Here is a 20,927-nt window from a genome sequence, read left to right as displayed (position 1 = left end):
TCATATAAATTCTATCATTTTTTGCTGGAGTTCTCTGTGAGCACATGTTTTAATATTTTTTAAAAAAATTCAATATTTTATTTGGAATAATCATTCTAGTATTCGTATGTTTGTATAACAGAACGAACGTTCTAATATAATTAACAAATTAAAAATAGAAAAGATGAGTAAATTAAATGGAAAAATTGCCGTTGTTACAGGTGGTAATAGTGGAATTGGTTATGCTTCTGCCAAAGAATTAAAAAGTGAAGGTGCAACTGTTGTAATCACAGGAAGAAATTCGGAAAAAGTTGAAAAGGCAGCTCAAGAACTAGGTGTAAAAGGAATTGTTGCAGACGTAGAAAGCATTTTAGCAATCGAAGATTTGGTTGAACAAGTAAAAAAAGAATTTGGAAAAGTTGACGTTCTATTCGTAAATGCTGGTATTTTTCAAGCTGCTCCAATCGGACAAATAACTGAAGAAATGTTTGACCATCAAATGGGGATTAATTTTAAAGGTGCCTTCTTTACAACTGAAAAGTTTCTGCCAATACTAAATGACGGTGCATCAATAATTAATCTAGGTTCTATAAATGCTTATACAGGAATGCCAAATACGGCAGTTTATGCCGCTTCTAAAGCCGCTTTAAATTCCTATACTCGAACTGCTGCAACAGAACTAGCACCGAGAAAAATTCGTGTCAATTCTGTAAATCCAGGCCCAGTTTCAACACCAATTTATAGTAAAACAGGCATGGAAGAAGAACAATTAAATGGATTTGCAGAAGCGTTGCAAAATCGTATTCCGCTGAAGAGATTTGGTCAACCTGAAGATATTGCTAAATTGGTTTCGTTTTTAGCATCTGATGACGCTTCTTTCATTACAGGTAGTGAGTACAATATAGATGGTGGAATAATTATTAATCCACTGTTGAGTTAATTTTTTTAGCAATATTTGGAATGAATGTTCCAATAGATTATATTTGTGGAAGTCTTTAATGCTTCCACAAATATTTTCGTATGCCAAGAGTAAAGTTATTTGATGAAAATGAAGTCTTGACCAAAGCAATGAATTTGTTTTGGAAACAAGGCTATTCAGCAACTTCTGTCCAAGATTTAGTTAGCCATTTGGGTATTAATAGAGCAAGTCTTTATGATACTTTTGGAGACAAAAACCAACTTTTTAAAAAGTCGTTTGCGCTTTACCGGAAGACAAATCTTGAAGGAGTCATGCATTTTTTTGAAACTCGACCGGATGTAAAGATTGGATTCTCAGAACTTTTTCATACGTCTATTCAAAATGACATACTAGATGAAGATAACAAAGGTTGCTTTGTTGTAAATAGTACAACAGAGCTTATTCCAAACGACAAAAGTCTTTTAATAATTTTAGAAAAAAACAAACGAGATTTTGAAAAGGTATTCTATAATTATCTTAGAAAAGGTCAAGAAAGTGGTCAATTAAATACAACGCTAGATTTAAAATCCCTTGCAACTCTTTTTTATACCATATACAATGGTATTCGCGTTGTTTCTAAAATTCGTCCTGATAAAAAAGAATCGACCGATGCTATAAATATTGCATTGTCATTGTTAGATTGACCAAATGTCACGTCCTAACCTTTGATGTATGGTTAGTGGCAGATTTTGTAATACTTAACTTTCCGTTTAGTAATTATGTATTAATTGTTACACTATTTCATTTCAAAATAAAGCGCCATCAACGATAAATAATGTTCGCCACTGGCGTTTATTTTTAGTTGCCATTTTTATATTTTAAAAGCTAAGGTCAAAGTGAAACATCCCAAAAAATATTGGTTTTCTTCTTAACGCATGTATGCCTTGGTTCGGGTACTTTTTGAAGCGCTCAATTAGAGTCCTTATTGCATACTCAACTAAGGACTCTAATTTAAACGTTTGTTGATTCTTAATTCCCAATTATGCTTACCGGTATTATTTCTTCTTTTTAAGGTCAAAAGAATATCCGATACTTACGTTAAAAATAAAAGGGGTGAATGCAACATCAGAATCTAGTACTTCAATTGTTTCCATAGCACCCGTGTTTTTATTATTGTAAGTGAAGGAATCACCGTCTAATGATGAGGAAACTGTAGGCCAAAAGCGTATACTTGGTGTAACCATAATACCTTTTATAAAAGAAGTACTATTTTTAAAAGGCTGGAAATTACCATATAGTCCCAATCCTAAGCTAAAGGTATTGTAAGAGTCTATTTCATTCAAACTGGTTTGACTTTCTCCTTCATAATAGAATTCGAATCTATGCCAATTAGGTTCAACGCGAATATTAAGCCATTCGTTTAGTCGGTAACCTACACCAAATCCTGTTGTCCAAGGCATGTGAACTGTGACTCCTTGCATTTCCAATTCTGTTGTAGTACTACTCCCAGAGAAATCTAATGATACACCATGAGAATAATCAAAAATTAGCCGATTGTGGATGTAATTTCCCTCAATATTGAATCCATCAACAAGCAAGGGCTGTGTTAAGCCAAATAAAACATTGATTTTTCTGTCGGTCTTCCACTCTTGAGCTAAAGATGTTGTTTGGGATACAATTAAAAAGACGAATACTAAAAGTTTAAAGGTTTTCATATAAATAAGTTTTCAAATTAATATTTAATGCAAATTTATTTTGAAAACTATAACTGGTCGACTCATGCTATCCAATGAGACTTATTTGTAGCACTATGCGATAGATTGAGACTTCGTGTTTAGGTATTCTCTAGGGTTAAGCCTGTGGTGTTTTTAAAAATACGGTTTAATGTAGCCTTCGAGTTAAACCCGCTTTCAAGCCCTAAAGAAAGAATTGTGAACCGGCTATTTTTCGGGTCATACAGCATTTTTTGAAGATGCTTGACGCGATACCCATTAATTAAATCATAAAAAGACCAATCTTCTTTTACGTTAATTATTTTTGAAATTTGATGCCTGCTCTTTCCTAGTCGTGTGGCTAAATTCTCTAAATTACTTGTGGGTTCTAAATAAAGATTTTCTCTTTCAATAAGAGAAATTATTTCAGTCTCCAGCACTTTTTCCTCTTTATTAAGTAGACGCGTATTAGTTGCGTCATTATTTACATGCTGCTTTGCAACCGCTACAGCAGTGCGAGCTGTAGCATCATTTTCTTTTGAAGGATATACTGGTGATTGGGTGTAGTGTTGGATTCCTTGATAGTTCAAGTAAAATACGGAACAGACCAAAATGCCATATACTATTCCGAAAATTTGATTGATTCCTATGGGCAAAAGGCCTAAGTTTTGACTGAGAAATAGGACGAAGGTGATTATAAGAAAAGATAAATAGACCATGTAAAATGTTTTGGCCAGCGTAAATTTACAGTCTCAATAGCAGAATAAGAGGCCTTGAGTCTTTCATCAAACTTATTTAAGACACTCAGCAGCCAGATGAGTATTCCAATAAATAAAAGCTGAGAGGCTTTGAAAATGAGCTGATACCAAATAGTTGGAGCATTGAAATGGTCCGATATTAATTGTTGATTGTCATAGTTCAATAGCACATAATGGTCTATAACACTCAGAACCAAGAACACAAGGGCAGGGGAAAAGAGTAAATACCAGACGCGACGAGTTTTTCTATTGTTATGGGTAAACTGTAATAAATACCAAACAAAGGTTGGAAAAAGGAGTAGAGGAATGCCATTTTGAAATATAATAGTTTCAGAAGTTAGTTTCCATTGAATGAAAACATCAGCCAGCATAAAGCACCCTATTAAAATATTGATTCCTATTAACAGATAATCTGCATTACTTTTACGTTCTCTTCTAAGAATCAGGAAAATAAAAATAAGAATTAGCCCACTAGAAGCAGCATAGACATAGTTCATTTAAGTGCAATTCTTTTTCTAATAGTTTTTGCGCTAGCGTCTACACATGGAGTCATCCTATATTGTGGTATTTCTTGAAGTAAATTAAAAATGTATGCATTCAATTTCTGTTGCTTATGTTTGCGCTTAACGTGTTTGTATATGGGAAGAAATAGCTCACATAGCTATACATTTCCTAAAGGAAAAATAATGAAAAAAGCGCAAACCAAAGGGCTTGCGCTGATACTGCTACTTATATATGTTGTTAGGCAGCAGTTTTTCTAACATTAATGTAATTGAAGTCTTGCTGTGATTAAGTAATTTTATTAAAACTCTAAATCTGCAACTAAGTCAAACTCATCATAAATCGCTTTATCTTTTAATCCATCAAAGAAACTTGTAGAGCCATATTTTACATCGAATTTTGTTCTATCTATTTTTAATGCCACACTGGCTTTGCTTCCGTAAACGGAAATATTAAATGAAACCCTTTCTGTTTTCCCTTTAATCGTTAGGTCTCCTGCTACGTCATAAGAATTTTTTCCAAGTGATTTTACTTGAGTAAAGAGCAATGTTGCGGTCGGAAACTTTTCAACCCCAAAGAAATCATTAGATTTTAGATGACCTTCTAATTGTCCTTTGTATTCACCTTCTAAATCGGTAACTGAAATAGTTGACATATCTATTTCAAAACGTCCTCCAGTCAATTTTTCTTTTGTAAAATTAAGGTGTCCAGATTTAATTGAAATGACACCTGCATGAGAACCAGTTACTTTATAACCTTTCCAAACAATCGTACTGTTATCTACTTTAATGTCTTTTTTCTCACCTTCTACTGTTGTAAAAGAAAATATCATAAATGCTACGATTACTAATTTAACTATGTTTTTAATTGAATTTTTCATTTTTATTATTTTTAAATTGTCTATACTTTAAATTATGCTCCGTAGTAAAATTTCTCTTTTATTATTTTTCCGTCTTTCCAGTCTTGAACAGCAACTTGGGTGTAATTTTTAATCCCCCAATCTTTATGCGTATAATCAAAATGCCACTCTACCATGGTCGTATTTTCTCCAATGGTTACTTTTAAAGGCTGAGCTCCTCTAAATTCTGTAATGGCTTCAAAGAAATCTTCTTCCCGTTTTCTATTTGCGGCTTTTCCTTCAACAACCGGATTGTCATTTTCTTGCATTACAATAGCATCATCATAGAATTGATCAAAAGCTTCTAAAGCTTTTCCCTGAAGAATCATGTCGTTAATTGTGCTAATTTTTTCTAATAATGTATTCATCTTTTTTTGTTTTAAATAGTATGGTACAAATGTGCCAAACATTAAAACTTTAGAAAATGAAGTAGATTATGAAATGATGTTAAACTAGATTAACATTTATTGGTTGTGAATGATTTGACTTTTAATCTTACTTAAAAACTCTTTGGTAATACCTAAATACGAAGCAATCATATATTGAGGCACGCGTTGTTCAATTTCTGAATATGCCTCCTTGAAAATTAGATAACGTTCTTTCGCTGTAAGACTAAAATTTCTAATAATTCTTTTTTGTGACGCTATAAAAGCACGTTCTATTATCTTTCTAAAAAGGCGCTCGAGCTTAGGAAGCGCTGTGTATAACGCTTCAAGATTATCGTAAGTGAATTGAATAAGTTGAGTATTCTCTATGCATTGAACGTTAAAGTCTGCGGGAGTTTGAGATATAAAACTTCCCAAATCAGATGTCCACCAATCTTCAACGGAGAACATCACGATATGTTCTTGACCTGCCATATCTACATGAAATGTTTTTGTACATCCCGAAATAATAAAATTGGCACTTTTACAAATATCACCTTGTTGTGAGATGTATTGATCTTTAAGATAATTTCTAAGAACTACTTTAGAAATCAAAATTGTTTCCTCTTCAACAGTTAAGTTGATATATTTATTTATGTAATCTAATAAAGGTTTATGATTCATTTATATGTTGATGTTACGTCCTTAAATAATAGTTGCAGATTCATATTAAATGCCAGCTTAGTATTCGAAGGTAGGTCAGAACAGGCAACCAATTATATACTGTGTTGCCCAATGGTTTATATGCACAATTAATCCAAATTATTTAGTTACCGGTGGACGACTTTTTTTAGTGAAATTTGTTTCTCAATACCTAAACGTTTCATTTTGGCAAAAAGCGTTTTATCTTTCATATTAAGAATAGTGGCGGCTCCTTTATGTCCGCTAACACGCCAATTAGTATAGTTTAAAACGTCAATAATATAATCGCGTTGCAACGCTTCAAATGATTTAAAATCATCCGTATGAGTTAAAGCATCAGTTTTTGGCATCCAACGTCCTGGGTTCAGTGTTGTGCCGCTTTCCAAAATAACAGCACGTTCAATTAGATTTTCTAATTCTCTAATGTTTCCCGGAAAACTGTAGGCCATTAAAGCGGTGATGGTTTTTTTTGATAAGCGTTTAAAGGCTCTGCCAGCTTTAGCCGAATATTTTTCTAAAAAGAATTGCGCTAACAAAGGGATATCTTCTTTTCTGGCGCGTAAGGGTATATTATATATTGGGAAAACATTTAATCGATAATACAAATCCTCTCTAAAAGTTCCTTCTTTTATCATGTCCTCAAGGCGTCTATTGGTAGCTGCTATAACCCGAACATCTACTTTTATCGTTTTCGAGCCTCCCAATTCATCAAACTCTCCTTCTTGTAATACGCGTAAAAGTTTTGATTGCAAATCAATGGGCATCTCTCCTATTTCATCTAAAAAGATGGTGCCGCCATCCGCTAAAGCAAATTTTCCAATCTTATCTGCTACTGCTCCCGTAAAAGCACCTTTTTTATGTCCGAATAATTCGCTCTCTATTAACTCTTTAGGTAAGGTTGCACAATTAATTTTTATTAGAGGTCTATCTTTTCTTAAGCTATTGGTGTGTAAGGCTCTTGCTATTAACTCCTTACCTGTTCCAGATTCACCTGTAATTAAAACCGTAGTTTCTGTTGGTGCGACTTGATGGACTTGTTCTAAAACCTTGGCATAAGCGTCACTACCACATATGATATTATCGGCATACAATTTATTGCTTATTTCTTCTTGTAGGTATTCATTTTCATTTTCAAGACGTTCTTTCAATAATTTAATTTCTTCTAGGGCATCGTAGAGTTTTAAATCACGAATTTTACGTTCTGTGACATCTCTAACAATCGCACAATTATAATCTTCATTGTTGTATCTCAAATGGTTTGCTGTAATATCTACAGGAAACTTTGTGCCATCTTTGCGGATGCCTAACCATTCAAACCGCAAAGAGCCTTTTGTTACAATTTCGTCAAAATGAGAAGCCCACCATTCTGGTGTTACAGCTGAATCTAAATTGAATATGCTAGAACTATCTAATTTCTTTTTACTAAACCCTAACTGTTTTATTACAGAATTACTATAGTGTATAATAGTTCCATTTCGGTTGTAGACATAAATCATGTCCTCAGCATTGTCAATTATTTCTTTGTACAATTGCAAGGCGTTTTCCTTGGTCTTTTGCAATGTAACATCCTGGTATACTCCTATTATTTTATATACCTTTTTCCCTTTTAACACGGGCTTGGCAAAAGCTCTAATATAGCGCGGTGGATTTTCTTTAGTTTCTAATATCTCATCATACGAAGATGCTTTTCTCATAACATCTCTTAATAATATTTTTAATTTTTCGGCATCCTTAAAATAATGTAGGATGTTGGCTGGTGTTAAATCATCTGTGTCTTGCGTATTAAATATTTTTAAGGCGGCCGTAGTTGCTATGAGTGACCCGTCTTGTAGGTTTAATTTCCACCCACCCACTTGGGCAATGGTTTGCGTACTTTCCATTAAATTTTCATAGAAACTAGACTGGCTAATGTCATTAACTATGGCACAGACGATATTTTTTCCATTATTTGAGAAAAACTGCGCATTAACTTCAACTTCATAAAATTTACCCTGCTTGTTTTTATGAGTTCCTTTAAAATTATGAACGTTCTCTTTTTTTACGATTTCCCAATGATTTTTCCAGCTTTCTGTGGTTACTGTAGAATTAATATCGAATATAGAAAGCCTTAGAAGCTCTGACTTCTTATACCCTAAGCGCTCACAGAATTTAGTGTTTGCATACACAATATTACCGTCTTCAGTCATCCATATGACTTCGTAGGGTAATGTTTCAACTAACCATTCTTTCACTAACACATCTTGCTTGTCTTCATTCATTTCCTTTGGTATTACACTGTAAAAATAACTAAAAAATTCTCATATAATAGAAATTTCTATTTTATGAGAACGTTTTTTTTTGGCATGTAAAATATAAAATACTGGTTTTCAATACTTTAATTGATTGGCACAAGATTAGCTTATAGTAAACCAAATGACATACTAATGAAACGTAAAGAATTTTTAAAAAAGACAATCGAAGGAACTTCACTATCAATTTTAGGGATAGGGACTTTAGCCAATACTAATAAAGCTGAAGCACAGTCTAAAACTGAAAATGAAAACCTCGGTTATAATCATTTACCTAATAAAGAATATAAAACTATGAACACAGTACTTCACAAAGCAGACACAAGAGGTGATGCTAACCACGGTTGGTTGCAATCAAAACACAGCTTCAGTTTTGCTAATTATCACAATCCAGAACGCATGAACTTTGGTGTATTGCGCGTATTAAATGATGATGTCGTTGCAGCAGGTAGGGGCTTCGGAACCCATGCGCATCAAAATATGGAAATTATTTCGATTCCAATGGAAGGCGATTTAGAACATAAAGACAGTATGGGTAACGTCGCCGTTATAAAATCCGGAGATATTCAAGTATTAAGTGCCGGTAAAGGCATGACACATTCTGAATACAATAGAAATTTAGAAAAAGAAGTTGAATTTCTACAAATATGGGTGCTTCCTAAAGTGAAAAATGTAGCACCACGCTACGATCAAATCGCACTTAATGTTCAAGATAGAAATAATCAATTACAACAAGTGTTATCGCCAAGCCCAGAGGATGATGGCGTTTGGGTACATCAAGACGCTTGGTTTACTATGACCAACCTTTCTGAAGGAAAAGAACTGACGTATCAATTAAACCATCCAGAAAAAAATGGAGTGTACGTCTTTGTGCTTAAAGGCAACGCTACCATCAATAAGCAACCTTTAAATAAAAGAGATGGTTTTGGTGTGTGGGATGTCACAGAATTAGATATCAAAGCTGATAGTGATGCAGAGCTCCTTTTAATGGAAGTTCCAATGAATGAGTAAACGCTTAATTATAAATAAATAGTAGTACCCGTCAATATTGACACAAATTAAACATTAAACATTAAAATTATGAACACAGTAAAATTAACATTCGTATTTATGCTAGCATTAACAATGAACGTTTTTGCTCAAAACCCAAACAATGATCCAAATTTAGCGGCCAGTTCTTTATTAGACCCAGATGACCACGCGCTTATTTTAATTGACCATGAAGGTCAAATGGCTTTCGCAGTGCAATCCATAGATATTCAAACACTTCGAAATAATACAGGTTTAGTTGCTGCAACTTCAAAATTATTTGAAGTACCAACGATTATAACTACGGTTGCAGAACGCTCGTTTAGTGGCCCATTATTTCAAGAAATCACTGAATATTATGGTGATGCGTCTCAACACATTGACAGAACGACCATGAATTCTTGGGAGGACAAAAGAATTGTGGCAGCCGTTAAAAAAACAGGTAAAAAGCGTATTGTACTTGCCGGTCTTTGGACAGAAATATGTGTCACACTTCCTGCTTTATCTGCTTTAGAAGACGGCTATGAAGTGTATGTAATTACAGACGCTAGTGGAGGTGTATCTAAAGAAGCACACGACATGGCTATAGCGCGTATGATTCAGGCTGGTGTTGTACCAATTACGTCTATGCAGTACTTATTAGAGTTACATAGAGACTGGGCAAGAGCAGATAAATATGTAGACGTTACCAATTTAGCTAAAAGATATGGTGGTGCTTATGGTTTAGGTATCGATTACATCTCAACTATTAGAGCATGGGATAAAGAAAGTGGAGATAAAAAACACTAATTAATTAATAGCAAAGCGCTCTACTTCTAATGAGGTAGAGCGTTTTTAAAAAACAGAGAACATGAAACAGTTTATACTACTTTTTATTTTTGCTTTAGCATTCGTGTCTTGTAAGCAAGAAACTAAAAGCAATTTGGAGAGCGCAGACCTAATTGTTACCAATGCAAAGGTGGCCGTTATGGATCTTGACCATACAATCACAGAGGCCATCGCTGTAAAGGATGGGAAAGTTTTAGCAACAGGAACAACAGAAGAAATTCTGAAACTAAAAAATGAAAACACCAAAATCATTGATGCCAATAGTAGAACAGTAATACCTGGGTTAAATGATTCTCATTTGCACCTAACTAGGGGCGGCCGGTTCTTTAATGCCGAACTACGCTGGGATGGTGTTAAAACTTTAAAACGTGCCCTAAAAATGCTAGAAGAGCAAGCAGCAAGAACACCGAAAGGACAATGGGTGAGAGTCATAGGCGGATGGAGCCCATTTCAATTTGAAGAAAAACGCTTCCCTACACCACAAGAAATTAACGACGCTACAGGAAATGTCCCGACTTATGTTTTGTACTTATATAGTAGAGCTTGGTTAAATCAAGCAGGATTAGCTGTTTTAGGAATCGATAAAAATACGAAAGCACCAACGGGAAGCACCTTTGAAAAGAAAGCAAACGGAAAATTAACAGGCGTTTTATTAGCTGAACCTAACCCAAGTATTTTGTACGCACGCATTGGGGCGTTACCCGCTTTGTCTGATGATGAAATAGTAAACTCTACAAAACAGTTTTATAGGGAGTTAAATAGTCTAGGAATCACTAGTGGCATTGACGCAGGTGGTGGCGGACATAAATTTCCTAAAGATTACACGGGCACTAAATTATTAGCCGATGCAGGCGAAATGCCAATACGGCTCTCCTATTATTTATTTCCACAAAATAAAGGGGCTGAATATGCGGAGTTCCAAGACTGGATGGCGACGAATAAAGTAGGTCACAATGGAGAAATTCATTTAGATCACGGTTATGAGTTAGAAGGCGGAGGTGAATTTTTAGCCTGGAGTGCAGGAGATTTTGAAAACTTTTTAGCAGCACAACCCTTTTTAGAAGACAGACCCACTTGGAGAGAAGATTTTAAAAAAATCATTCGCCTTCACGTAGATAGCAACTGGCCCTTCAGAATACACGCCACCTATGGGGAAACTATTGCCAATATGCTGGATGTTATTGAAGACGTCAATAGAGAAACCAATGGAAAACTAGCCACTGAAAGATGGATGTTTGACCATGCAGAAACCGTTACAGAAAAAGAATTAAAACGGATTAAAGCACTGAATGGTGGTATTGCAATTCAAGCACGTATGGCATATGCCGGTGAATTTTTCGTAGAACGTTATGGTGCAGATAAAGCGAAGCACGCACCACCAGTTAAGAAAATAATGGCAATGGGGATTCCTCTTGGTGCGGGTACAGATGGTACGCGTGTGGCAAGTTATAATCCTTGGCCAGCATTGTATTGGTTAATCTCTGGTAAAACAGTGGGCGGTTTACAATTAAGTGAAGCATCAAACCTGTTGTCTCGTGAAGACGCCTTGTATCTCTATACAAAAGGGAGTGCTTGGGTATCAAAAGAGGAAGACGTAAAAGGAACTTTAGAAAAAGGAATGTATGCCGATTTCACCGTGCTGTCACAAGATTATTTCACGATACCAGAAAAACAAATCAACAATTTAAAAGCAGTGCTTACCGTTGTTGGCGGCACGGTTGTATACGGAGACGAAGACTATCAATCTATGAATCCTAAACTGCCAGATGTCATCCCTAGTTGGTCACCCGTAAAATATTATGGTGGTTACCAAAATAATTAAATCTAAAATAAAACAAGATGAACCTATTAAAAATTAACTCGAGCAGCAATCGTACGGATTCCATTAGCAGAAAATACGTTACTGAAATTAGCGCCAAAATTCAATCTCAAAGTTCGCATTTAGAAGTCATAGAAAGAGACGTTGCCTATTCCGAATTACCTTTTCTCGATGAAAGTCTTCTAAATGCATTTTTCGCAAAGGAAGAAAGAACTCTAGAACAGCAAGAAACGTTGCGTCTTTCTGACACGTTGGTTAATGAGTTAATGAAAGCCGATTACATTATAATCGGTGCACCCATCTATAACTTTTCAATACCTGCTGCTCTAAAAGCTTACTTTGATTTGATTGCTAGAGTTGGACTGACATTTAAGTTTACAGAAAATGGACCCGTAGGATTGTTAAAAGGCAAGAAAGCGTTTGTGGTCGTCTCTAGTGATGGAACGGCCATTGGAAGTGCTATAGATTTCTCTTCAAAATACATTATTCACTTTTTATCCTTTTTAGGTATTACAGATGTAGCGCTTATTTCCCTAGATCAATTGCTGTTTAAACAGGAGGAAATCATTAAACAGGTAGCGCACAAAATAGAGCAAATAGAAATATAGTTTACAATAGTTTCGACAATAAAAAAAGTAAATCAAATAATAATAATAATTTTTAAATAATACATAAAATGAAAACACTAGTAAAAACAAAATGGAACATTGACCCTACGCATTCAGTAATCGGCTTTAAAGTAAAACATATGATGATTTCAACGGTTACAGGTCACTTTGAAGATTTCAATGCAACCATTGAAACTGAAACTGAAAACTTTAATGATTCAGAAATCAGTTTTACAGCACAAACAAATTCTATCAATACAAAAAACAGTGATAGAGATGCCCACTTAAAATCAGACGATTTCTTTAATACTGAAGCCTATCCACAATTAAACTTTAGCTCTAAGTCATTCGATGGCAGTACGCTAGTTGGAGATTTAACGATTAGAGACATCACTAAGGAGGTTTCTTTAGATATTGGTTTTAACGGCACCGCGGTAGATCCTTATGGTCAGACGAAGGCAGGTTTTGAAGTCACAGGCGCCATCAATAGAAAAGACTTCAACCTTACTTGGGATGCAATCACAGAGGCGGGCAGTATTGTTGTAAGTGATACAATCAAATTAATTATTGACCTCCAATTCATTAAAGAATAGTTGAGTTGATTCGTCATGTTAATTAGGGCTGATGAAAAGAATCATTAGCCCTAATTTTCTTAGCTCAACTACTTTTAAAATGATATCCTTAGACTTTAATATAACTAAAAATATAAGGTATTTGTTTTAGATGTTTTTGCTGTATTCGCGTTAATAAAAGCACACCGCTTACTAAAACCATTTCATTTTTAAGAGACTTTACAGTACATACTAGATTCACTCGGTTTAGGTTTTATATTTAGTGCTTATTTCGTAGTTTTTGCTAATGCGCTTTGTGCTGCTTGTTGAGCGTTAGAAAGTAGAGTTAGGAATTGTATCCTACATATTGATTTGCACCTAACAATAACAAAGCTCACTAGAAATCAGAAAAGCCTATATCACAAAATAAATATGGTGATCGTTTTTAAACAGCGTTCACAAACCTCAGCTAGTGAACGGGCCTATGATAATTATACAGATGCTTATGAAGTCCAAAAGGTCTATCATATATAGGGGTGGGAGCACGTTATATTAAAATAAAAAAAGGTGGTTTCAAGCAAAAAAGAACATATTAATTAACTGTAGAGAACTGGACTAAGCCTTTTCATAAGAGTTCTTTGTTGGGCAATGTGTTTTATTTTATAAATTTTCTTTTTTAGCTTTTCTCCAAAAGTAAATAGCAAAAATAGTTGTTACAATCGGAATCATAAATCCGTATTCATCTATCCAGAATGTACTGTTATTATTAGAAATGGTTAAAGGAGTGCATATTTTTTGAATGTAAATATTGTGAACAGAATGGTAGACAGCTGCTGGCCACAAACTGTTCGATTTAAAAGTGAAATAAGCCAAAATTACAGACATACCAAGTATCATTAGTGTAAAAGCACTAATATGTAACAAAAGATTTTCACCGCTTCCGTACATTAAATTAATTATAGGAAAATGATAAATTGCCCAAATTAGTCCACTTACAATGGCTAGTGACTTAAAAGACATTACTTTTCTCAATTCAAATATTAAAAAGCCACGCCATCCGATTTCTTCACCTAATGTAGAACCTAAGTTTTTGATTACACCAACAGTTAGTAGTAGAAAAATCATTACTGGTATTACGAGTGTTTGATTAGACTCAGCAATACCTAATTCATCACTCCATTGTGCAATTGTTTCTGTATTTATGAGATTTCCAAAACCAAATAACCAAATTAACACATACGCAATTGAAACATACAATATAGGAGTGACGTATGAGCGTTTTAAATATTTCAAATCTTTTAGACTCCAAGGTAAACTTGAAATAGGTCGTTTCTTTATTTTTATGGTAATGAATGCTGCTAAAGCTGGCGATATCATCAATGCACCAACATAAATACTAGTTGGATTTAATTTTAAAATTGCATAATATGCTATTGAACTTAACGCAGTGAGAAGGGTTAAAAATAAAATTATTGTTTTCCACGCTTCTTTAATTATAGGTGCTGTTTTTAACATTTAATTTTTAGATTGGTTTATAATGAAGACGAAAAAAACGAGGCTTTGTTACATTGTGCCTACCGTTCTTGTATAAGATTAGTTGCGTATTTTGAACCGGTAACTTTACGATAGGAATTCGCAAAATAAAAAAATAGCGGTTTGGGTTTTAATTCAAATCGCTATTACTTAAGCACGTCTTAAGTTTGATCCCCTAATTTTTAGGATATACATCAGAAAGAACAAAAGAGAGTATAAGGTTAGTATATACGGTGAAGATTTAGACTTAGACAACATTGATAATTAGCGCTCTTTTACTACGTAAACCACGTTCAGTTCTGTGAGACTTTAGATGTCGTTTTCAAGTGGTTGTGAGTCAAGTAGCTGGTTCTTTCATAAATCAGTTCTTCTGAAGAAATATAATGAAACTTTCAGAGTCGATATAAGTAAAGATGTCTTTGATTGCTTTCGCAGTAAAAGTGGTCATGTATAACTTAAGAATGATAAAACGGGATTCAAGAAGCTATTGAAACAATTCGCTGCCAATAGTCTTGTATTGATGGAAGCTACCGGTTATGATCATTGGCGTCTGGCGCAGTTTTTTTACAAAAACGAAGTTATAGTGTCTGTTGTAAACCCACTATCTGAGAAGCTTTTTATACAGATGAAATTGGCCAAGGTGAAAACGGACAAGAGCGATGCCAAGGCCATTTGTGGATACGCCAAAATAAACGAAGTCTCTCTTTACAAAGCATTTACGGAAATACAGAGCGAATGTTTACAGCTATTTAGATTATTAGACTGTTATTTAAAGAAACAAACGGCTACCAAGAGCAAGAAACTTTCCTTAATAGCAGTCTCGAACAAGTTGCTCAAACAATGTTTTGCCATAGCCAAATCAAGCAGGCCTTATAATGAAAATTACGTGTCTGTACTTCGATTAAAGTAGTTGAAAATTATCAATAGAAAAGCTCAAAGAATTATTAAAGTACATCTATGGGCCAAAAATACTAGTGTCTTTAATTAATGAAGAAAAGAGTTATATTTTACCTCAGTTATTTATTTTTGATGCTACTTATTAGTCTTAGAACGCTAAAGAACTTGTTGGTCTTTTTTTTATTCAATACCCGTAAATGTAAGAGCGCTTTCAAAGAGGTCTATATGAGTGAACCATAAATAGGGTTAAGCCTTACAAACAGGTATTGATAGTCGTCTCGCATCCGCTGCTCAAACAAAGTGATTCTATGAGCCTAAAATAGTAGTGTCCTAAATCAATAAAGAAACGCGTTTTTTTTGAACGCAGTTCTTTGTTGCCTAATGGCTTATTTGGCTTGTAACTTACTTTAGTTGTTTAAGTCCAGCTGCCAGAAAAGGTGCTTTCGGTAAGCTGTTCATTATTTTAATATCGTCTTTAAAACTACTTTCATTCCCCAAAAAGGCTAAAATTTTCTCTGGAGAAATCTTTTTAAACATTATTGAGCATATTTCTTTTCCTGTCATCTTTCCAGAAATAAGTACTTCTAATAAAGTTCGGTCGTACCATTGAAACATTTTGTCTCGAAAAGTAATCGTTGGATTTGGAGGGTTGCCTTTTCGTAAATTATTTATAATTTTCTTCGTATTTTTTTGAATAAACTGAAACGTATAACCGCTACTTGCTTTTGTAAATCCGCCAGCGGTTCCGATATTGATACTCCTTTTTTCAGAATTCGAACTTCTTGAAAAATTAGCCAAAGACATTCGTATAACCCTAAGCTCTTTGTGTATAATTTCATACGCCTCTATTTTCAGATGGTCTTTTATATAGTTTTCTAATGCTACTTTATAGTGTTTCTTGTCTAGTACTTTTTCGCTAAACAAGGTGTACTCTACGAGTGCTTCTCTTGCCGTAGTCGGAAGAACGTACATGAATGTTGCACCATGCTCTTGGCGTAGTCTAAAGTCCATTAGCGTTCCTATTTCAGTATTAAAAGATGGTTTTTTTGTTCTAATTACCCAGCCTTCAAAATGTTGTAAGAGAGAATTCTGCGTATTTATTTCAGGATTAAAAAGGTTCGTAGAATTAAAAACATACTCACCGGCGTATCTGCCTACTTCAGTTTCTACAAAAGCAATATCATTTTCGATTTGAATTTGCTTCACATTTTCATATTTAAACCTTACGTTTTCAAACGCTTTGCTAAAGTTTAAAACAAGAGTATAGAAATCGATGCCTTTAATCATCTTGTAACTATAGTGTTCTAATTTGAACCGCTTCGTTAGATCTGAAGTTAAAAATTGAAGTTCTTTCCATTCATGAGGTACTATGGGCTCAAACAGTCCTTTACCTTTTTCCCAATAACACCAAATCCTGTCATTTGTCTTTTTTTCTGCTTTATCTAGTACCAGGACTTTTTTAGTTTGTAAAACGGGGTCTTTTAGAATGCTATAAAGTAGACGTAATCCTGCACAGCCTGAACCCGTAATAATGTAATCGTATTTCATTCGCATTATTTTTTTAACTTACAGGTAATTAAGTATATACCGCTAGCCCATCCGAGCGCTATATGCTTCTTAGTTATTAGGCACCGTTTTATTCTGATGCTGTTGGTGCTAAGACTATTGTTTTTAAGTTTAAATCCTTACCTTTTAAAAAGTCTACTACTAAATCGCCTATCAGAGGTGATTCCATATACAAATCGTGTCCAGCATTTACAATAATCACATGTTGCCCGTTTTTAAATTTTTCCGCTACTTCTATTCCCGTATTTACATACGTTCGACCGTCTAATGTTCCGCTCAAAAGCAAGGCATCAACTTGGTTGTCTGCCATTTCTCTAAATTCGTTGGGCAGTTGTGGAAAATTAATATGCATCATCCATTCGAAGAGTAAGAAGTTTATCGAACTTCCTAAAATGGATGTATCGATTTGTTCGCTAACTTTTTTACGGCGTTCATCTGAAATACCACTTTGCATATCCATAGCAAAAGCCATTGGGCTAATCCGGTTGAAAATATATTTTTTCATTACCATAACATCCGACGCTATTTCTGAAAAGTTACCAGTATACATTTGGGTATATATTTTTGGTAATTTTTTACTATCCGTTGGATTTTTAAGATAGAACGTCGCAATTGCTGATTGTAATTCGAAGTTAGAAATACCAACGGTGTCATATACGCCACTCCTGTTTTTATATGAACTTGTAACAGGGTTTTCTTTAAGTCTTTTGTGAACAGCTATAATTTTTGATTTCAGGTCTTTATATTTAATTTCAGAACCATAATTATCTTCTGCGTTTTCTGCAATTTGGAAAACGAAATTTTCTGTGTCCTTTGGTAATTTTATTGTTTGATTTGAGCCTTCCAAACTTGCAAGTACCATTTTGTCTATGTTTTTCTCGAACAACCTGATATATTCAAATGCGAGATGTGAACCATAGCTAATTCCCCAAAGTGAAATTTTATCAGTATGTAAAGCTTTTCGCAAAGCATCCAAGTCTTTTGCGCTTTCGGAAGTATTGTATGCCTTTAGGTTTATATTTTTTGCGTTCCAATAGTCCAAGCATTTCGAAATGTTAGCTGTTGTTTTGACGATGTATTCTTTTTTGTACGTTGGTTTAGAAAGTTCAAATTCTGCGGTGTAAGGACAATTTGGAAGTTTTTCAGACCTTCCAGTACCACGTTGGTCAAAGGCAATTACATCGGCTACTTCGCGAAGTTTCATAAAAAGTTCAAACCTTCCACCTCTGGCAGTTCCAGTACCTGAACCGCCAGGTCCACCCGACAGATATATGATGGGGCTTTTCGGATTTGGATTGGTGCTTTTAAATCGAACGAAAGAAAGTTGGATAGAATCTTTTCCTCCATTTGCTCGGTCTTCTATAACGGTATAAGTCCCTAATTCTGCTTGTACGGTATCCTGAGCTTTTGAAATAAATTCGTAGGGTTTAATCTCAAGGTTTTGACCCCAAAAAATAGTTTGGGTGCCTAAAATAAGAAGTGACACACTAATTTTTAATTTCATCGCCGCCTATTTTTAATACTCCTTAAAATTAGTTATTTAAATTTTTATTATAATAGTACTATTTTTACTTTTAGTATGTTTTTATTTTTTCACAAAGAACGGTAGAGTGAAATTTCTTAGAAAGGACATTTGTCTCATTCGATATCGACTTTTTTGTACGATGTAAATGGCGCTTTGTAATTCCTAAGTAGGAAGTTACACGACAAAGGGACTTTTTGAATATATTCTAGTTGGTTTTCCTACCTTATATTTCTGGATACTAAAAAATTCAGTGGGCCTAATAGCTTTTGAAATCGGTTTCGAACAGGCTACTCAAGCAGTGTTTTGCTATCGCAAAATCTGGTAGGCCTTATGATGAAAGTTAGGTTTTTGTTTTGCCTAAATAGATAGAGATAAATCAATTTAAAAAGCTGTAAGAATCAGCTTTATGAATCCAAGCGCCTAGACTGCAAGTGTTTCAAATTAAAGTAGAAAAGAGTTATTTTTACCTCAGTTCTTTGTTACCTGCTGTTCTTTTTATTTTTAAAGCACAAGCAATTATCCAAATTAAAATCAAAGATTCAATAATTCGTTGATAAAGACCTCCAAATTCTGGATTGAGTTCAGAAATCAAGACATAAACAAACAGCATACTTAGTACTCCTAGAACTAAAGCTATAATTGAAAGGCTTCTATAATTTGAGAATTTCTTTAATCCAATACCAGTTAGGATAATACTGATAGGTACAAAAGTATATATTAATAAAGCTGCTAAATTATGAATCACTTGTGAAATACTTGGGTCGATAAATTCGGTATTACAACCACTATCGCATGGGAATATTGAAACCACAATGGTTCCGACACCATAGAATAGACCAAGTCCATAAAACCCTATTTTAGTTAAATTAGAAGAAGGAAAATACTTGTATCCAAGAATGCTAAAAATTATAAATAAAATTCCACTTGGAATATGCCCAAAGACTCTTAATACTATTCCATATTCAGTATCTATTGCAAAAGTTTCGCTAATATATTGACGAGTTATGCTATAATTATCGATTAAAAGCCCACCGATAACACAGCTACTTACGAATAAAATTACACCAATTACGCCTGCTAAAAAGATTGTTTTACTATGCAATACTTGTTTTTTTAAATTACACGTAAGGGGTTTGTATAAAGTGAGTTGGGTGTTTTAAGCGAATAATTTAGCAAATAAAAACTACCCAAGAAAATCCATAAGGACTTTCGTAAATTAATAAAACCCAACAATTAATTTTACACGGTGTTACCTGCTGGCTTTTTTAATTGTGATTTGCAATAGTACAAACCATTGACAATGAATTTTATGATTAGACTAATTTTTCGGTTCTAATATCTGTGATGTTTTTGTATTTTTCATTCTTCTTTTTCATTCCAAAGAGCACTCGAGTAACTTTAAAAGGATAAATTAAAAAACGATATAAAAGTACAATGACAAAAAATGAGCTCAAAAAAAGCAGTGTCATTTTAACTGGAATATTTACATTTAGTTGAATAATATAGTATCCAAAAATCACTATAACCGTCTGATGTAATATATAAAATGGATAAATAGCCTCGTTCATCCTTTTGAGCCAAAGACTAGGTTTATTGAGGTAAACTTGTCCATATCCCAACAAGGTCAAAACAAAGCACCATCCCAACAAACAACATAAGCCATACCAAATATCCCAACGAACAGAAGAGCTTAAATAGGGTTCAATAAAATCGTTAGGTACGACGTAATAACTATAGAACAATAGTGTACTAATTATAAAAGTAACAAGGTGAAAGCGTCTGTATTTTTTTAGGTTTTCCCAAAACAGTTGTGAGCTCGCAAATAAAATTCCTGTAATAAAGAAGTAGGTATAGAAGAACGTTTCCGAAAAATTGGTTAGAGAAGATGAGCCAGTCGGGTAATACCTTTTAAGTACTACTGTTAAAATTATTAAGGGTAATCCCCCTAACAATAGCCCCATTTTATGAGAAGATATTCTTTCAAACCAAGTTTTAAAACCTTTAGACTTTTGGGATTTAAGAAAAATAATTAGCGGAATCACAAGTAAAGAAATAACATAAAGATTTTCTATAAACCAAAGGTGGTTTGTTTCAAATCGACCGCTCGTGTATAGCTGCCAGTAAGAGCTATATTCATTGATGTATTGAAAATATGTTTGTGGTGGTACAATGAATAGTATACCAAAAATGAGTGGAATTAGAAGTCTGCCGGTGCGCTCTTTAGAAAATTGCTTCCAAGTCCTTTTAGAAAAAGCAAGTACGGTTCCAGTACCAGATATTAAAAAGAGTAAGGGTAGTCTAAATTGTTCAAAGTAGACCATAATGTCGTCCAATAATTTACTAGATTCAGAATTCATAATGTGAAAACCGTCGCCATTAAAAGGCATACCTAGGTGATGGAAATAAACGGCTAAAATGGCAATAACACGTAACCAATCTAAATCATATCTTCTTGTTGTAGTATCCATTG

19 protein-coding genes and 1 pseudogene are annotated in these 20,927 nt (G+C 34.2%); 8 read left to right on the top strand and 12 right to left on the bottom strand.

Annotated features, from left to right (window positions below; all coding sequences use genetic code 11):
• Window positions 1–163 precede the first annotated feature (163 nt).
• Window positions 164–919 (top strand): glucose 1-dehydrogenase, encoded by a 756-nt coding sequence (locus tag Q360_RS0102440; RefSeq protein WP_027075673.1) that lies wholly within the window; start codon window positions 164–166, stop codon window positions 917–919.
• Between the two features lie 80 nt (window positions 920–999).
• Window positions 1,000–1,581 (top strand): TetR/AcrR family transcriptional regulator, encoded by a 582-nt coding sequence (locus tag Q360_RS0102435; RefSeq protein WP_027075672.1) that lies wholly within the window; start codon window positions 1,000–1,002, stop codon window positions 1,579–1,581.
• A 351-nt stretch (window positions 1,582–1,932) separates the two neighbouring features.
• Here the strand turns inward: Q360_RS0102435 and Q360_RS0102430 are convergent, their stop codons facing one another.
• The 7 genes from Q360_RS0102430 to Q360_RS24350 all read right to left on the bottom strand — a co-directional run bounded on the left by Q360_RS0102430 (window position 1,933) and on the right by Q360_RS24350 (window position 8,071).
• On the bottom strand, window positions 1,933–2,592 hold the full coding sequence (locus Q360_RS0102430; RefSeq protein ID WP_027075671.1) for a hypothetical protein: 660 nt from the start codon (window positions 2,590–2,592) through the stop codon (window positions 1,933–1,935).
• 119 nt (window positions 2,593–2,711) lie between these two features.
• Window positions 2,712–3,245 (bottom strand): helix-turn-helix domain-containing protein, encoded by a 534-nt coding sequence (locus Q360_RS0102425; protein WP_169734618.1) that lies wholly within the window; start codon window positions 3,243–3,245, stop codon window positions 2,712–2,714.
• A 38-nt stretch (window positions 3,246–3,283) separates the two neighbouring features.
• Entirely contained in the window at window positions 3,284–3,844 is a 561-nt protein-coding gene (locus Q360_RS0102420) for a hypothetical protein (RefSeq protein ID WP_027075669.1), read from the bottom strand.
• A gap of 305 nt (window positions 3,845–4,149) precedes the next feature.
• A complete protein-coding gene (locus Q360_RS0102415; RefSeq protein WP_027075668.1) occupies window positions 4,150–4,728 on the bottom strand; it encodes a YceI family protein in 579 nt (192 codons plus the stop codon).
• A gap of 32 nt (window positions 4,729–4,760) precedes the next feature.
• On the bottom strand, window positions 4,761–5,114 hold the full coding sequence (locus Q360_RS0102410) for a nuclear transport factor 2 family protein (RefSeq protein WP_027075667.1): 354 nt from the start codon (window positions 5,112–5,114) through the stop codon (window positions 4,761–4,763).
• A gap of 96 nt (window positions 5,115–5,210) precedes the next feature.
• The gene (locus Q360_RS0102405; protein ID WP_027075666.1) at window positions 5,211–5,795 is read right to left on the bottom strand and encodes a Crp/Fnr family transcriptional regulator; all 585 of its coding nucleotides are present in this window, start codon (window positions 5,793–5,795) and stop codon (window positions 5,211–5,213) included.
• 146 nt (window positions 5,796–5,941) lie between these two features.
• Window positions 5,942–8,071, bottom strand: coding sequence for a sigma 54-interacting transcriptional regulator (locus tag Q360_RS24350; protein ID WP_051554529.1), 2,130 nt, complete (start codon window positions 8,069–8,071; stop codon window positions 5,942–5,944).
• 324 nt (window positions 8,072–8,395) lie between these two features.
• Between Q360_RS24350 and Q360_RS0102395 the strand changes: the two genes are divergently transcribed.
• The 5 genes from Q360_RS0102395 to Q360_RS0102375 all read left to right on the top strand — a co-directional run bounded on the left by Q360_RS0102395 (window position 8,396) and on the right by Q360_RS0102375 (window position 12,978).
• Complete coding sequence (locus Q360_RS0102395) at window positions 8,396–9,112, top strand: pirin family protein (protein ID WP_027075665.1); 717 nt, start codon at window positions 8,396–8,398, stop codon at window positions 9,110–9,112.
• A 69-nt stretch (window positions 9,113–9,181) separates the two neighbouring features.
• Entirely contained in the window at window positions 9,182–9,919 is a 738-nt protein-coding gene (locus tag Q360_RS22055; protein ID WP_051554528.1) for a hydrolase, read from the top strand.
• Between the two features lie 61 nt (window positions 9,920–9,980).
• Window positions 9,981–11,780, top strand: coding sequence for an amidohydrolase (locus Q360_RS0102385; protein WP_027075664.1), 1,800 nt, complete (start codon window positions 9,981–9,983; stop codon window positions 11,778–11,780).
• 17 nt (window positions 11,781–11,797) lie between these two features.
• On the top strand, window positions 11,798–12,385 hold the full coding sequence (locus Q360_RS0102380; RefSeq protein WP_027075663.1) for an FMN-dependent NADH-azoreductase: 588 nt from the start codon (window positions 11,798–11,800) through the stop codon (window positions 12,383–12,385).
• A gap of 68 nt (window positions 12,386–12,453) precedes the next feature.
• Window positions 12,454–12,978: a YceI family protein gene (locus Q360_RS0102375; RefSeq protein WP_027075662.1), complete on the top strand. Its 525-nt coding sequence runs from the start codon at window positions 12,454–12,456 to the stop codon at window positions 12,976–12,978.
• Window positions 12,979–13,596: 618 nt separating this feature from the next.
• Here the strand turns inward: Q360_RS0102375 and Q360_RS0102370 are convergent.
• A complete protein-coding gene (locus tag Q360_RS0102370; protein ID WP_027075661.1) occupies window positions 13,597–14,451 on the bottom strand; it encodes a CPBP family intramembrane glutamic endopeptidase in 855 nt (284 codons plus the stop codon).
• A 388-nt stretch (window positions 14,452–14,839) separates the two neighbouring features.
• On the opposite strand from Q360_RS0102370, the pseudogene Q360_RS26430 reads away from it, so the two are divergent.
• A pseudogene (locus Q360_RS26430) lies at window positions 14,840–15,268 on the top strand (IS110 family transposase); the annotation flags it as partial.
• A gap of 500 nt (window positions 15,269–15,768) precedes the next feature.
• Here the strand turns inward: Q360_RS26430 and Q360_RS0102360 are convergent.
• The 4 genes from Q360_RS0102360 to Q360_RS22045 form a co-directional block, all read right to left on the bottom strand.
• Window positions 15,769–16,914 carry a lycopene cyclase family protein gene (locus Q360_RS0102360; RefSeq protein WP_027075660.1) on the bottom strand — a complete coding sequence of 382 codons (1,146 nt, stop codon included), beginning with the start codon at window positions 16,912–16,914 and terminating at the stop codon, window positions 15,769–15,771.
• An 88-nt stretch (window positions 16,915–17,002) separates the two neighbouring features.
• Window positions 17,003–18,436, bottom strand: coding sequence for an alpha/beta hydrolase (locus Q360_RS0102355; RefSeq protein ID WP_027075659.1), 1,434 nt, complete (start codon window positions 18,434–18,436; stop codon window positions 17,003–17,005).
• Between the two features lie 484 nt (window positions 18,437–18,920).
• Window positions 18,921–19,559, bottom strand: a complete 639-nt coding sequence (locus Q360_RS0102350) for a DUF998 domain-containing protein (RefSeq protein WP_027075658.1) — start codon at window positions 19,557–19,559, stop codon at window positions 18,921–18,923.
• 211 nt (window positions 19,560–19,770) lie between these two features.
• Entirely contained in the window at window positions 19,771–20,925 is a 1,155-nt protein-coding gene (locus Q360_RS22045) for an acyltransferase family protein (protein WP_051554526.1), read from the bottom strand.
• Between the last annotated feature and the right edge of the window lie 2 nt (window positions 20,926–20,927).

Origin of the sequence: Maribacter antarcticus DSM 21422, from assembly GCF_000621125.1 — a bacterium.
Classification (GTDB): Bacteria; Bacteroidota; Bacteroidia; order Flavobacteriales; family Flavobacteriaceae; genus Maribacter; species Maribacter antarcticus.
This window is presented reverse-complemented; position numbering and strand designations above follow the sequence as displayed.

Excerpts from the sequence above, each read along its gene's own strand:
- Q360_RS0102440 (WP_027075673.1), top strand. The coding sequence starts at position 164 with ATGAGTAAATTAAATGGAAAAATTGCCGTTGTTACAGGTGGTAATAGT.
- Q360_RS0102435 (WP_027075672.1), top strand. The coding sequence starts at position 1,000 with ATGCCAAGAGTAAAGTTATTTGATGAAAATGAAGTCTTGACCAAAGCA.
- Q360_RS0102430 (WP_027075671.1), bottom strand. The coding sequence starts at position 2,592 with ATGAAAACCTTTAAACTTTTAGTATTCGTCTTTTTAATTGTATCCCAA.
- Q360_RS0102420 (WP_027075669.1), bottom strand. The coding sequence starts at position 3,844 with ATGAACTATGTCTATGCTGCTTCTAGTGGGCTAATTCTTATTTTTATT.
- Q360_RS0102415 (WP_027075668.1), bottom strand. The coding sequence starts at position 4,728 with ATGAAAAATTCAATTAAAAACATAGTTAAATTAGTAATCGTAGCATTT.
- Q360_RS0102410 (WP_027075667.1), bottom strand. The coding sequence starts at position 5,114 with ATGAATACATTATTAGAAAAAATTAGCACAATTAACGACATGATTCTT.
- Q360_RS0102405 (WP_027075666.1), bottom strand. The coding sequence starts at position 5,795 with ATGAATCATAAACCTTTATTAGATTACATAAATAAATATATCAACTTA.
- Q360_RS24350 (WP_051554529.1), bottom strand. The coding sequence starts at position 8,071 with ATGAATGAAGACAAGCAAGATGTGTTAGTGAAAGAATGGTTAGTTGAA.
- Q360_RS0102395 (WP_027075665.1), top strand. The coding sequence starts at position 8,396 with ATGAACACAGTACTTCACAAAGCAGACACAAGAGGTGATGCTAACCAC.
- Q360_RS22055 (WP_051554528.1), top strand. The coding sequence starts at position 9,182 with ATGAACACAGTAAAATTAACATTCGTATTTATGCTAGCATTAACAATG.
- Q360_RS0102385 (WP_027075664.1), top strand. The coding sequence starts at position 9,981 with ATGAAACAGTTTATACTACTTTTTATTTTTGCTTTAGCATTCGTGTCT.
- Q360_RS0102380 (WP_027075663.1), top strand. The coding sequence starts at position 11,798 with ATGAACCTATTAAAAATTAACTCGAGCAGCAATCGTACGGATTCCATT.
- Q360_RS0102375 (WP_027075662.1), top strand. The coding sequence starts at position 12,454 with ATGAAAACACTAGTAAAAACAAAATGGAACATTGACCCTACGCATTCA.
- Q360_RS0102370 (WP_027075661.1), bottom strand. The coding sequence starts at position 14,451 with ATGTTAAAAACAGCACCTATAATTAAAGAAGCGTGGAAAACAATAATT.
- Q360_RS0102360 (WP_027075660.1), bottom strand. The coding sequence starts at position 16,914 with ATGAAATACGATTACATTATTACGGGTTCAGGCTGTGCAGGATTACGT.
- Q360_RS0102355 (WP_027075659.1), bottom strand. The coding sequence starts at position 18,436 with ATGAAATTAAAAATTAGTGTGTCACTTCTTATTTTAGGCACCCAAACT.
- Q360_RS22045 (WP_051554526.1), bottom strand. The coding sequence starts at position 20,925 with ATGGATACTACAACAAGAAGATATGATTTAGATTGGTTACGTGTTATT.